General features: G+C 72.2%; 8 protein-coding genes. 6 read left to right on the top strand and 2 right to left on the bottom strand.

The genetic code is table 11. The features are described 5' to 3' along the window. Positions 1-130: 130 nt before the first annotated feature. Together ACZ6R6_RS47170 and ACZ6R6_RS47165 are read right to left on the bottom strand one after the other, a co-directional pair. Positions 131-952: an MIP/aquaporin family protein gene (locus tag ACZ6R6_RS47170; protein ID WP_470103835.1), complete on the bottom strand. Its 822-nt coding sequence runs from the start codon at positions 950-952 to the stop codon at positions 131-133. Positions 953-1248: 296 nt separating this feature from the next. Then, positions 1249-2589 (bottom strand): APC family permease, encoded by a 1341-nt coding sequence (locus ACZ6R6_RS47165; RefSeq protein WP_470103833.1) that lies wholly within the window; start codon positions 2587-2589, stop codon positions 1249-1251. A 137-nt stretch (positions 2590-2726) separates the two neighbouring features. Here ACZ6R6_RS47165 and ACZ6R6_RS47160 point away from each other — a divergent pair, with 137 nt between their 5' ends. From ACZ6R6_RS47160 to ACZ6R6_RS47135, 6 genes are all read left to right on the top strand, one after another. After that, a complete protein-coding gene (locus ACZ6R6_RS47160; RefSeq protein ID WP_470103831.1) occupies positions 2727-3476 on the top strand; it encodes a TetR/AcrR family transcriptional regulator in 750 nt (249 codons plus the stop codon). After that, positions 3473-5989 carry a PEP/pyruvate-binding domain-containing protein gene (locus tag ACZ6R6_RS47155; RefSeq protein ID WP_470103829.1) on the top strand — a complete coding sequence of 839 codons (2517 nt, stop codon included), beginning with the start codon at positions 3473-3475 and terminating at the stop codon, positions 5987-5989. Before ACZ6R6_RS47160 ends, ACZ6R6_RS47155 begins: the two co-directional genes overlap by 4 nt. A 120-nt stretch (positions 5990-6109) precedes the next feature. Beyond that, positions 6110-7654, top strand: a complete 1545-nt coding sequence (locus tag ACZ6R6_RS47150) for a PucR family transcriptional regulator (protein WP_470103827.1) — start codon at positions 6110-6112, stop codon at positions 7652-7654. A gap of 145 nt (positions 7655-7799) precedes the next feature. Beyond that, the gene (locus ACZ6R6_RS47145; RefSeq protein ID WP_470103825.1) at positions 7800-9050 is read left to right on the top strand and encodes an NAD(P)/FAD-dependent oxidoreductase; all 1251 of its coding nucleotides are present in this window, start codon (positions 7800-7802) and stop codon (positions 9048-9050) included. Between the two features lie 86 nt (positions 9051-9136). Further along, positions 9137-10159 carry a hypothetical protein gene (locus ACZ6R6_RS47140; RefSeq protein ID WP_470103823.1) on the top strand — a complete coding sequence of 341 codons (1023 nt, stop codon included), beginning with the start codon at positions 9137-9139 and terminating at the stop codon, positions 10157-10159. 542 nt (positions 10160-10701) lie between these two features. Beyond that, positions 10702-13524, top strand: a complete 2823-nt coding sequence (locus tag ACZ6R6_RS47135; RefSeq protein ID WP_470103821.1) for a carbohydrate-binding protein — start codon at positions 10702-10704, stop codon at positions 13522-13524. Positions 13525-13618 lie beyond the last annotated feature (94 nt).

The raw sequence follows: 13618 nt of genomic DNA, 5'->3' as shown, positions 1-13618 counted from the left end.
CTGGTGGCGGGCGATCTCGTTGCCACCGTGATCGAAGATCATGAAACGGGTGCTCGTGGTTCCCTGGTCGACGGCTCCGACGAAGTCAGCCATGGGATGTCGCCTCCTCTGCGGCGTGCCGGGCGGTGCTTCAGGCGGGTCCGGGCGCAGTGGGTACGCGGCCGGGTTCGGGCTCCTCGGCGATCGGCAGGAACCGGCCGACGAGCAGCTGGTACAGGCCGGCTCCCAGCACGCCGCCGATCAGCGGCGCCACGATGGGCACCCAGAAGTAGAGCTGGCCGTACTGGTCGCGCCAGGCCGTCCCGTAGCCGGTGAGGAAGGAGGCCAGACGGGGCCCGAAGTCACGGGCCGGGTTGATGGCGTAGCCGGCGTTGGTGCCCCAGGCCATGCCGATCCCCACGACGATCAGGCCGACGATGAAGGGCGCCAGGTTCGCCCCGGGCGCGGTGTTGTTGAGATCGGTGACGGCGAGGACGAGGAACAGCAGGATCGCGGTGCCGATGATCTGGTCGCGGAAGGCGCCCCAGGTGCCGACGGGCAGCGCTCCGTTGCCGGGCATCGTCGAGAAGACGAACTGGCTCTTGTAGGTGTGGCCGGGGTCGAAGGCGCCGAGTACCTCGGAGTAGTTCCACCGCACGATCAGCGCCGCCACGAACGCGCCCACGGTCTGCGCCAGCGCGTACGGCAGGACCTTGCTCCAGGAGAAGCCCTTGAAGACCGCCAGCGCGACCGTGACGGCCGGGTTGAGGTGCGCCCCGCTGATCCGGGCCGCGGTGTAGACGCCCAGGGTGACACCCAGACCCCAGGCCCACGCGATGCTGTCGTGATCACCGAGGCCGGCCGCGACGACCTGCGCCACGACGCCCACCCCGAACAGGATCAGGATCAGCGTGCCCGCGAACTCGGCAGCCATCTCAGCGGCGAGTACGGGGGCTTTCCTTGGGTTCGCCATGTATGCCCCTTCTCGAAGCCGTACGGCTCGCCCTTGCCGCGGACCGCCTCCCGGGACGGGGACCGGTCACGGACGGAGCGCCGGGGTCTCACGCCCGCCGGCCGGAGGACCTCCCTCGCGGCCGACGGTCGCCGGGCCCTTGGGCGGTCGCCGCGCCTCGAATGCCGGACGGCATTTTCCGATCGTTATTGAGATCTCCGGATATGCCACCGATCACACGTATTCGACCATCAACAGATGGTGCGGACTGCCTAAAGAACAGCACTGACCAGCACGTCGGCGCCGGCGCGGCCCGGTCACACGGCGGGCGCCTGACGGCGGGTCACCAGCCAGTTGACCACCCACAGGAGCAGGCCGACGCCCATCAGGACGCCCGCCCGGATGTAGACCTCGGCGGGCCGGCCCGTCAGGGGGCTGGCCAGGACGAACGCCAGGACGGCACCGAGCACGGGCAGGATCGTCGGCACCCGGTAGTGCGGGTGGTCCACGGTGTCCTTGCGGAGCACGAGGACGGCCACGTTCACGACGGTGAAGACGCACAGGAGCAGGAAGGCGGTGGTGTCGCCGAGCCCCGAGATCTCTCCCGTCGAGATCAGGGCGATGGCGAGCGCCGTGGTGAAGAGGATGCCGACCACGGGTGTGCGGCGGCGCGGATCGACCCGGCCCAGGGCGCGCGGCACGACCCGCTCGTTGGCCAGGCCGTACACCAGACGGGAGGCCATCATCATGTTGATCAGCGCGGAGTTCGCCACGGCGAACATCGCGATCACCGCGAACAGCTGGGGCGGGAAGTTGATCCCACCGGCCTTGACCACTTCGAGCAGGGGCCCGGACGACTTCTCCAGGACCCGGTAGTCGACCAGGAGGGAAGAGGTGAGGGCGACGAGGATGTAGATCGCGCTGGTGATCGCCACCCCGAGGAAGATCGCGCGGGGGAAGTTGCGCGAGGGGTCCTGGGTCTCCTCGGCCATGTTCACCGAGTCCTCGAACCCGACGAACGCGAAGAAGGCGAGGGCGGTGCTCCCGAGCAGGGCGATGAACAGGCCGCCTTCCTGGTCGGCGCGGATCTCGGTCAGCCGGGCGGGCTCCCCCGCGCCGGTGGCGACCGCGTACACGCCGATGACGATGATCACCACGAGCCCGGTCAGCTCGATGAGCGTGAACACGATGTTGGTCTTCACCGACTCCGACACGCCGCGGTAGTTCAGCAGCGCGACCGCCACGATGAAGACGATGCCGACGATGACGCCGGGCACCGTGACGAACGTCTTCAGGTAGTCGCCGCCGATGGCCCGCGCCGCCGCGCTGGCCGAGGTGAGCCCCGAGCACATCACCGCGAAGGCCACCATGAACGTCAGGAACGGCGTCCGGAAGGCGCGCTGGGTGTAGAGGGCGGCTCCGGCCGCCCGCGGATATTTCGTCACGAGCTCGACGTAGGACATCGCCGTCAGCACGGCGATCACGAACCCGATCAGGAACGGCATCCACAGCGCGCCGCCGACCTTGCCCGCGACCTTGCCGGTGAGGGCGTAGACGCCGGTGCCGAGGATGTCGCCGACGATGAAGAGGAGGAGCAGCTTGGGGCCGATGGCCCGCTTCAGGGATACCTGCCCGGCCTCGGAGGTGGGGGATGTCATGCCCGATCCCGTTCCCCGCTCCAGGCTCCTGACACGGCGATCCCCAGGATTTCACGCCGCCGGTCCGGGGTGTGGTATCAATTAAATGACCAAATAATCGAATCTGGTCATATTTTGGATGAACGGCGGATGAGACCGTGGAACCACGGACCAGAAGGGTGGGGCGGCCGCCCCAGGACGCCTCCCACCGGCTGGAGCGGGCCCACCGCATCCTCGACACCGCCGCCGACCTGATCCTGCGCTGGGGTTACGACAAGACCACCATCGAGGACATCGCGCGGCGGGCCGGGGTCGCCAAGGGCACGATCTACCTGCACTGGCGGACTCGCGAGGAGCTGTTCGCCGCGCTGCTGCGCCGGGAGCGGGTCGAGATGCTCGCCCAGGTGCGGCTGCGCGTCGAGGAGGGCGCCGGCACGCTCCGCGACCTGCTCAGGCTGCTGGCCTCCGAGCTGCTGAACAGGCCGCTGATGAGGGCGAGTCTCCTGGGCGACTCGGAGGTGCTGGGCAAGCTCACCCGGCTGAAGCGGGATAGCACGGCCACCGCCGACCTGCCCACCGGGTTCGAGGGCTATCTCGGCGCGCTGCTCAGGCTCGGCGCGCTGCGGACCGACCTCTCGCCCGCCGAGCACATGACCGCGCTCGCCTCCGTCCTCTACGGCTTCCTGCTCGTCCCGCCGATGCTGCCCGCGGGGTACGGGCTGCCCGACGAGCGGCTGGCCGAGCTGCTGGCCGACGTCGGGAGCCGGGCGGTGGAGCCCGCCGGCCCGATCCCGGCGGCCGGCGCCCGCGCGGTCCCGCGGGCGACCCTGGAGTTTGTCGACTTCGCCGTGGAGACCGCCCAGCGGAAGCTGCGCGCCTCTCTCGGCACTGAGGAGAATGCGACGTGAACGTCCTCCCCCTGCACGACGCGGCGGCCGATCTCGCCCTGGCGGGCGGCAAGGGGGCCTCGCTGGCCCGGCTGGCCCGCGCGGGCCTGCCGGTCCCCGCGGGCTTCCACATCACCACGGACGCCTACCGGGACTTCGTCTCCCGCGACGGCCTGCACGCACTGATCATGCGGGCCCTCGCCGACGCGCCCCCCGAGCAGGCCGCCCCGCGGATCGCGGCCCTGTTCGCCGGGCGCGAGATGCCGCCGGAGACCGCCGCGGAGATCCTCGCGGCCTACGCGGAGCTCGGCGACGACACGCCGGTCGCCGTGCGCTCCTCCGCGACCGCCGAGGACCTTCCCGAGATGTCGTTCGCCGGGCAGCAGGACACCTACCTCAACATCCGGGGCGAGGCCCTGCTCGACGCGGTCAGGCGCTGCTGGGCCTCCCTGTGGACCGCGCGCGCCATCGCCTACCGGGCCGGCAACGGCGTCCCCCACGACGACGTGGCGCTGGCGGTGGTGGTCCAGGAGCTGGTGCCCGCCGACGCGGCGGGCGTGCTGTTCACCGCGGACCCGGTCACCGGCGCGCGCGGCAAGGTCGTGATCAACGCCTCGTGGGGCCTGGGCGAGGCCGTCGTCGGCGGACAGGTGACGCCCGACGTCGTCGTGGTCGACAGGGCCGCCGGCGAGGTCGTCGAGGAGCGCGTCGGCGACAAGACCGTCATGACGGTCCGCACGCCCGGCGGCACCCGGGAGGAGCCGGTGCCCGAGGAGCTGCGCCACCGGCCCGTGCTCGACCGGGCGCAGGCCGTACGGCTCGCGCGGATCGGGATCCGGATCGAGGAACTGTACGGCACGGCCATGGACGTGGAGTGGGCCGCGCACGACGGGGCGTTCCTCATCGTGCAGGCCCGTCCGGTCACCGGGCTCAGGCAGCCGGTCGAGGAGTGGAACGACAGCCTGACCGGCGACTACCTGTGGACCGGCGCGAACCTCGGCGAGGCCATCCCCGACGTGATGACGCCGTGCACGTGGTCGCTCGTCCAGATCTTCATCCACGAGGCCATGTCCGCCGCGGCCCTGCCCGGCTTCGACCTGGTCGGCAACATCGGCGGCCGGTTCTACATGAACCTGAGCGTCGTGTTCTCGATGGCCAGGGCCCTGGGCATGCAGAGCCGGATCAGCGCGACCGAACAGGTCTTCGGCAAGCTCCCGCCCGGCCTGGACGTGCCGCTGCTGCCCACCTCACGCCGGCGGATCCTCAGGGCCGTGCTGCCGCTCGCCCTGACCCTGCGCAGGAGGGTGGCGGCCGGCCTGGAGAGGATGCCCGGCTTCCTCGCCACGGCGCAGCAGCGCTGCACGGAGCTGCGCGGGCGGGCCGCGACCGCGGCCACCGCCGGCGAGCTGGCCGAGCTGTGGGAGCAGGAGCTGCTGCCGTACTTCGTCGACGCCTGCCGGATGCTGGAGGCCGCCGGACGCCAGGGCGGCGGCTCCCTGGTCTGGACCCGCGACAGGCTGCGCAGGATGGTGGGCGAGACCGACGCCGAGGCCATGCTCACCGGGGCCAACTCCGACGGGGAGCTGGCCAGCCTCGGCCCGCTCGTCGGCCTGGAGAAGCTCGCCCGGGGCGAGATCGACCGGGAGGCGTTCGCCCTCGCCTACGGCCACCGCGGCCCGCACGAGTTCGAGGTCTCCGTCGCCCGCCCCGGCGAGGACCCTGACTGGATCGACGCGCAGCTCGCGGCCATGCTCGACACCCCGCACGACGCGGACCGGCTGCTGGAGCGCCAGCGGGAGGCGCGGGAGGCGGCCTGGGCGCGGTTCGAGAAGCGCCGGCCCGCGAAGGCGGCGAAGATGCGCCGGCGGGTGAGCCGGTGGAACGCGATCGTCCGCGACCGGGAGACGACCCGCTCGGAGGTGATCCGCGCCTTCTGGGCACTGCGCGCCTTCGTCCGGCGGGCCGGGGAGCTCACCGGCCACGGTGACGACCTGTTCTTCCTGTCGATCCAGGAGATCGTCGCCGTGCTGCGCGGTGACGGCGCCCCGCCGGCGGAGGTGGCGGTCCGGCGGGCGACCTACGAGCGCTACGCGGCCCTGCCCGCCTACCCCACGCTGATCGTCGGCCGTTTCGACCCGGTCCGCTGGGCCGCCGACCCCGACCGGCGCGGCGACATCTTCGACGCCCGGGGCGGCGGCGCCCCGGTGAGCGACACGGTGACCGGCTTCCCCGGCGCGCCGGGCGTCGTGGAGGGCGTGGCCCGCGTCATCGCCGGCCCCGAGGACGGCGACCGGCTCGCCCCGGGCGAGATCCTCGTGACGACACTGACCAACATCGGCTGGACCCCGATGTTCCCCCGCGCCGCCGCCGTCGTGACCGACATGGGCGCGCCCCTGTCGCACGCCTCGATCGTCGCGCGCGAGCTCGGCATCCCCGCGGTGGTCGGCACCGGGAACGCGACCATGCGCCTGCCCGACGGCGCCAGGATCCGGGTCGACGGCGAGCGCGGCACTGTAGAACTGCTGACGACGTGACCGCGCCCCGGCGCCGGTGAGGGGGAGTCAGAGGGAGAATCAATGGGTGTGGGACGGAGCCGTACGGGAGCCGGCCGTGGGTGAGACCGCGGCGGCGCCGGCGATGGGTGGGCACGGCGGATGCTGAAACTGGACCGGCTGGTGAACGTTCTCGGCGGTTACGGCGCCCGGCTGTGCTGCGCTCCCGCCTCGCGGGGGGTGGAGCTGCGCAGCGTCGTGGTGCACGATCCGACCGACACCCGCCCGGCGACCGGTGACGTGTTCCTGTCGGTCGGCGTGGACTCGGCGGCCGACGCCGTACGGCTGGCCCGGGCCGCGCGCGCCGCGGCGCTGCTGGTGCGCGGTAGCCCGCCGCTCGACGGCGACGCCCTGGCGGACGCCCTGGACAGCGGGATCGCCGTGCTGCTCGTGGAGCCGGAGGTGTCCTGGAGCCAGCTCTTCGGCGTGGTGTACGGCCTGGTGCTCGAAGGCCGCGAGACCGAGGCGGGGCGGGGGCCGACCGATCTGTTCGCCTTCGCGGACACCCTCGCCAAGGAGATCGGCTGCGCGGTGACGATCGAGGACCAGATGTCACGTGTCCTGGCCTACTCCGGCTCGCAGCAGACCGCCGACCCGGCGCGGCTGGAGACGATCCTGGGCAGGCGGGTGCCCGACACCATGCGCCGGCTGTTCGAGCGGGAGGGCGTCTTCGCGCACCTGACGACCTCCGACGAGCCGCTGTTCGTCGGCCCCTTCCCGACGCACGGCCTCAGGGGCCGCATGGTCGTCGCCGTGCGCGCCGGCCGCGAGCTGCTCGGGTCGATATGGGTCGAGTGCGAGCACCCGCTGGCCGGCGAGCGCCGGACCGTCCTGGGCGACGGGGCGCGGGCGGTCGCGCTGCACCTGCTGCGCTCCCGGGTCAGCGCGGACCTGGAACGTCAAGTGGAGTCCGACCTCGTCATCCGGCTGCTGGAGGGCACGGCCGACGCGCCCGCCGTGGTCAGCAGGCTCGGCCTGCCCCGGGGGCGGTACCGGGTGATCGCCCTCCAGGCGCACATCGCCGAGGAGCGGCACGCCGCGATCCTGCTGGCCTTCGAGCGCGCGACCACGGGCTTCGGGTGGTCGCGGCCGGGGCGCAGCGCCCTGTTCGGCAACACCCTGTACACCCTGCTGCCCTGCGACAACGACGTCACACCCGCCCGTGACTGGCTCGCCGCGATCGTGGGCGTCCTGCCGCGGCAGGTCACCGTCTTCGCCGGCGTGGGCGGGGCGGCGGGGCCCACCGAGCTCTCCGCCAGCAGGCAGGAGGCCGACGAGAGCCTCGCCCTGCGGGCGGCGCGGCCCGGCGGCGACCTGGCGGTCGTCTACGACGATTCGTGGGACGAGATCCTGCTGCAGCGCCTGCGCGCGGCCGCCTCCTCGGGGCGGACCCCCGCCCGCGGGCCGGTCGCCGAGCTGACCCGGCACGACGCGGAGCACGGCACCCGCTACATCGTGACGCTGCGCGCCTGGCTGGAGGCGCAGGGGGACCTGGCCGTCGCCGCCGGCCGCCTCGACGTCCACCCCAACACCGTCCGCTACCGGCTCCGGAAGATGGCCGAGATCACTGACCTGCAGCTCGAACTGCCGGAGAAACGGCTGGCGATGATCATCGCGCTGGCCGTCGGCCAGGACAGGCCGTCCTGATCTCTCCCTGTTTGTCGGAGCCGGACAACGTCTCCCCCGGTGCTTGTCCAACACGCACAGACCGTTCCGCCGTCACGGCGGCGATGCTCGTCTCACGCGGGCGACGCCCGTGGCAGGCAGCGCACGTCAGAGCGGAGAAGTGGTCATGGGTATCGATGGTGGGCCGCGCACGGCGGTGGTGATCGGCGCCGGTGTGGTGGGGCTGTCCACCGCCTGGTTCCTGCAGGAACGTGGCGTGGACGTCACCGTGGTCGACCGTGACGGGGTGGCCGCGGGCGCGTCGTGGGGCAACGCGGGCTGGCTCTCGCCGGGACTGGCCATCCCGCTGAACGAGCCCGGGATCCTCCGCTACGGCCTGCGCTCCCTGCTCGACCGGAGCGCCCCGCTGCACGTGCCCGCCACCCCCGACGTGGGACTGTGGTCCTTCCTCACCCGGTTCGCCATGAACTGCACCTGGAAGTCCTGGGGCCGCGCCGTCCAGGCCAATCTCCCGTTCAACGAGGAGTGCCTGGAGGCGTTCGACGTGCTCACCGCCAACGGCGTCGAGGCCCCCACGGTGGAGGCCCCGATCATGGCCGCGTTCGAGAGCCCCCGGCAGGCCGTGGGCCTCCTGCACGAGCTCCAGCGGATCAACCGGTCCGGCCTGGAGATCCAGTACACCGCCTTCGAGGGCGACGAGGTCGGCGGGCAGGCGCCGCAGCTGTCCTCCCGCGCGCGGGCCGGGATCCGGCTTGACGGGCAGCGCTACGTCGACCCCGGGCAGTTCACCCAGTCACTGGCCCGCTCCGTCACCGCCCGCGGCGGCACGATCCGCTCCGGCTTCCGGGTGACCGAGGTGCGCTCCGGCTCCGGCGGGCTCACCGTCCTGTCGAGCGAGGGAGACTCCGTCGGGGCCGACGTCGTCGTCCTGGCCACCGGTGCCTGGCTGAACGGGCTCGGCAAGGAGTGGGGGGTCCGCGTGCCGGTGCGCGCCGGACGCGGCTACTCCTTCACCGTGCCGACCGAGCAGCCCGTGCCCGGGCCGATCTACCTGCCCGCCGTCCGCGTGGCCTGCACGCCGTACCAGGGCAAGCTCCGCGTGGCGGGGACGATGGAGTTCCGCGACGCCGACGCCCCGCTGTACCAGAGGCGGGTCGAGGCGATCATCGCGTCCGCCCGGCCGCTGCTCGACGGCGTCTCCTGGGACGAGCGCACCGACACCTGGGTCGGCCCGCGCCCCGTCACGCCCGACGGCCGGCCCCTCATCGGCGCCACCCACGCCCCCGGGCGATATGTCGCCGGCGGGCACGGCATGTGGGGCCTCACCCACGGGCCGATCACCGGGCGCATGCTCGCCGAGCAGATCACCACCGGCAAGCAGCCCGTGGCCCTGCGCGACTTCGCCCCCACCCGCTGAGCCCCGGCCCGGCCGGGCGGGGCCGCCGTACGGCTCCCGCCCGGCCGGGAAGAGCTCCGGTCAGGGCCATGCCCTACTATTCTGCGATGCTTGATCACAAGTATGACGATCTTGACAGCGCCATCGCGAACGGGGACGTCCCGGGCCTCTTCGAGGCCATGGGCGGGCTGTGGCAGGCCGCCCAGCAGGCCGGCCCCGGCGATCTGAACCGCGTCGTGGCCCGCGCCCCCGGCCTCTTCGAACAGCTGCCCTCCATCGGGCTGCGGGCGCACCTCGCCGTGCTGTTCGGCGGGCTGACCGAGCTCGGCGCCGACCCCGCCCCCCTCGCCGGGCAGCTCGGCGAGGGCCTGACCGAGGCGCTGGAGCTGGTCGTCGAGTACGCCGCGATCTGGAAGGACGCCGTCCCCGACGAGCCTCCGCCGCCGATGGAGAGCAAGTCCTTCGAGGTCTCCGTCCCCGTGCTCGCCCCTCTCGTCGGCGAGGAGCACGCCCAGCGGCTGGCCCAGGGCTGGGCCGAGATCGGCCAGTGGAAGATGGCGGCCATCACGATGCTGCAGAGGTCCAGCACGGTCCGGGGCCGACTGGCCGGCAGCGAGCGGCTCATCGAGGCGATCACCACCGCCACGACCGTGGACCACGACCTCGACTGGCCCACCCGGCTGCTCGCCGTACTGGACGACGAGCCCCTGCTCGTCCTGCATCCCGCCACGGGGCGCGGTTACGAGCTGACCATCGGCGGCATCGGCGACAACTTCCAGCTCCACACCCTGCTCGCCGACGCGCTCGGCGACTCCCTCGGGGTCGACCGGCCCGATCCGAGCTGGGTCGCCTCCGCCGTCGACGGCCCGCTCGAACCCGAGGTGTGGCCGATCCGGGGCCAGTTCAACCTGGTCGACGCCTACGGCTCCGCGATCTGGAACGAGGGGGTGCCCGCGGACATCCCGATCTTCGAGGGCCGGCGCGTGGTCGTCCTCAAACCGCCGCCCTACCCGCGGACCTGGAACATCGGGCGGCTCTACCCGATGATGCGCCCGCTCCTGCGCGTCGACAGGCCCCTGCCTCCGGAGGAGGCCGCCACCTGGCTCGGGAAGATCGCCTCTCACGCGTGAGCGCGGGAGATGCGCCCCGCCACGCCCCGCACAAGTGAGGCGTCCCGTTATGCCCTGCATGAGCGAGGTGCCCCACCGGAACGAGCACTTCTGCATATTTCAGCAAAAGTACTGAATCCTTAATCAAAAGTATTGACGCTGCCACCGTAAGTACTTACATTCACGGCAAAAGAACTCCGCAAGGGAGAGGCTCGTAATCTTCGCGGAACAACGGGCGCGGAGGTACGCACGACGGTCCCGGCAGCCGGCGGCCGGAAGCCCGTGCGTCACCGGTCGCCGCGCCCGCTGAGGGGCGTCGACCCACTCCCCGGGCCGGGGCCCGGCCGCCCACGCGCCCGGACGGCGCCGTCCCCCACCTCGGCGGCGTCCCGTCCGGGCGCCACCGCCCGACCGTCCAACGCCCTACCGGCTCACCTCTGAACCTCCGGTGGCGCGGTCCGTCCACCGCGCATGCCGTCCTGCCGCCGGCCCGCTCGCGTGCCGTCCGGCCGTGCCCAGATACACCCCAACGCCCAGGTAAACCCCCCATCCCTGGAGAGCCCGTGTATCACAGGAGAAAACGGACACTGAGCGCGGCGCTGGCCGCTGTTCTCGTCGCCGGCGCCACAGCGTCCGCCCTGGCCGCCGCCCCGGCGGCACACGCCACCGCCATCGACCCGGCGGACTACCAGCAGGTCACCCTCGCCAAGGGCGTGGCCGAGATGGGCGAGCCGATGTCGCTCGCCGTACTGCCGGACCGCTCGGTCGTCCATACCTCCCGCGACGGCGCGCTCCGGCGCACCGACGCCGGCGGCAACACCTCCGTGGTCGCCACGCTGCCGGTGTACAACCATGACGAGGAGGGTCTCCAGGGCGTCGGAGTGGACCCCGCCTTCTCCTCCAACCGGCACATCTACCTCTACTACGCGCCGCCGCTGTCCACCCCGGGCGGCGACGCCCCGGCCACCGGCTCCGACTGGTCGGCCTGGCAGGGCGTCAACCGCCTGTCACGGTTCACCCTCACCGCGGACTGGAAGCTCCAGGCGGGCAGCGAGGTGAGGATCCTCGACGTGCCGGCCGACCGCGGCATCTGCTGCCACGTCGGCGGGGACATCGACTTCGACGCCGCCGGCAACCTCTACCTGACCACGGGCGACGACTCCAACCCCTTCGACTCCGACGGCTACAGCCCGATCGACGAGCGCACCGGCCGCAACCCCTCCTACGACGCGCAGCGCACCTCGGCGAACACCGATGACCTGCGCGGCAAGGTGCTGCGGATCAAGGTGAACGGCGACGGGAGCTACTCGATCCCCTCGGGGAACATGTTCCCGCCCGGCACGTCGGGCACCAGGCCCGAGATCTACGCGATGGGATTCCGCAACCCGTTCCGGATGAGCGTCGACAGGTCGACCGGCGTCGTCTACCTCGGCGACTACGGTCCGGACGCGGGCGCCTCGAACGCCTCCCGGGGGCCGAGCGGCCAGGTCGAGTTCAACCGGATCACCGGGCCGGGCTTCTACGGCTGGCCGTACTGCACCGGCGACAACACCGTGAACGAGACGTACAACGAGTACGACTTCGCCTCCGGCGCCTCCGGCGCCAGGTACGACTGCGCCGGCGGGCCGGCGAACAACTCCCCCCGCAACACCGGCCGGCCCACCCTGCCGGCCGCGAAGCCCGCCTGGATCAAGTACGGCGGCGACGCCGGCTCGCCGCCGGAGTTCGGCGGCGGCTCCGAGTCGCCGATGGGCGGCCCGGTCTACCGCTACGACGCCGCGTCGAGCTCGGAGGTCAAGTTCCCCCAGTCCCTGAACGGCGTGTTCTTCGCGGGCGAGTTCGGCCGGGGCTGGATCAAGGCCGTCGAGGTCGGCTCGGACGGCTCCCGCGGGGCCATCAGCGCCTTCCCCTTCACCGGCAAGCAGGTGATGGACCTGGCGTTCGGCCCCGACGGGGCGCTGTACGTCCTGGACTACGGCACCGGTTACTTCGGCGGCGACGCCAACTCGGCCCTGTACCGCGTCGAGTACATCGCCGGCCGCAACCGGGCGCCGACCGCGAAGGCGGCGGCCGACCGGACCTCCGGGCAGGCGCCGCTGACGGTGGCCTTCTCCTCCTCCGGCTCCTCCGACCCGGAGGGCGGCGCCCTCACGTACTCGTGGACGTTCGGCGACGGCGGCACCTCGACGGCGGCGGCCCCCTCCCACACCTATACGGGCAACGGCGCCTACACCGCCACGTTGAAGGTCACCGACCCGCAGGGCGCGACCGGCACGGCAAGTGTGATCATCACGGTCGGCAACACCGCCCCGGTCCTCACCATCACCTCTCCGAAGAACGGGCAGCCGTTCACCTTCGGTGACACGGTCCCCTACGCGGTCACGGTGACCGACCCCGAGGACGGTCCGGTCGACTGCTCCAAAGTCACGATGACCTACCTGCTGGGCCACGACAGCCACGGACACGCCATCACCTCGAAGACCGGCTGCACCGGCTCGATCGCGACGCAGGTGGACGGTGAGCACTCCACCGAGGCGAACACCTTCGGCATCTTCGCCGCGGAGTACACCGACGCGGGCGGCCTGAAGGGCACCGCCCAGGCGACGCTGCAGCCCCGGCACCGCCAGGCCGAGCACTACGGCTCCGCGTCCGGGGTGGACCCCATCAACCACGCCGGCGCCGAGGGCGGCAAGACGGTCGGCAACATCCACAACGGTGACTGGATCGCCTTCCAGCCCTACCAACTGGACGGCGTCACCTCGATCACCGCCCGCGTCTCGTCCGCCGGGGCCGGCGGCACGCTGGAGGTGCGGGCCGGTTCCAGCACCGGCACCCTGCTCGGCTCGGTCCCGGTGCCGGTGACCGGCGGGTGGGAGACGTTCCAGAACGTCACCACGGCCCTGACGAAGGGGCCCGCCGGCACCACCACCCTGTATCTGGTGTTCAAGGGCGGCTCCGGCGCGCTGTACGATCTCGACGCGTTCACCCTGGCGGCCGGCGCCACCGGTGGGACCGGTCCGGTCAGGGGGCTGGCGGGCAAGTGCCTGGACATCAACGGAGCCGCCACCGCCGACGGCACCAAGGTCCAGCTGTACACCTGCAACGGCACCGGCGCCCAGCAGTGGACAGTCAACGGCCAGATCCTCAAGGCCCTGGGCAAATGCCTGGACGTCTCCGGCGGCGGCAGCGCCAACGGCACCAAGGTCCAACTGTGGACCTGCAACGGCACCGCCGCCCAGAACTGGGCCGCCCAGCCCGACGGCACCCTGAAGAACCCCAACTCCGGCCGCTGCCTGGACGTCGAAGGCGCCAACCCCGCCGACGGCACCCAGACCATCATCTGGGACTGCGGCAACCAGGCCAACCAGAAATGGACGCTGCCCTGACCTGCGGCCCTCCGCGGCGGGCCCCGGGGTGTCCGGCGGCTCCGCCCTGGGGTGTCCGGCGGCTCCGACCCGGGAGTTCCGGCGGTTCCACCCC

The organism is Streptosporangium sp. NPDC048886 (assembly GCF_055586905.1).
Note: the sequence above shows the minus strand (reverse complement) of the source record. Positions and strands in the feature narration are given on the sequence as shown.

Bases quoted from the DNA above. Each gene is read 5' to 3' on its own strand.
- ACZ6R6_RS47170 (WP_470103835.1), bottom strand. From the start codon at position 952: ATGGCGAACCCAAGGAAAGCCCCCGTACTCGCCGCTGAGATGGCTGCC.
- ACZ6R6_RS47165 (WP_470103833.1), bottom strand. From the start codon at position 2,589: ATGACATCCCCCACCTCCGAGGCCGGGCAGGTATCCCTGAAGCGGGCC.
- ACZ6R6_RS47150 (WP_470103827.1), top strand. From the start codon at position 6,110: ATGCTGAAACTGGACCGGCTGGTGAACGTTCTCGGCGGTTACGGCGCC.
- ACZ6R6_RS47145 (WP_470103825.1), top strand. From the start codon at position 7,800: ATGGGTATCGATGGTGGGCCGCGCACGGCGGTGGTGATCGGCGCCGGT.
- ACZ6R6_RS47140 (WP_470103823.1), top strand. From the start codon at position 9,137: ATGCTTGATCACAAGTATGACGATCTTGACAGCGCCATCGCGAACGGG.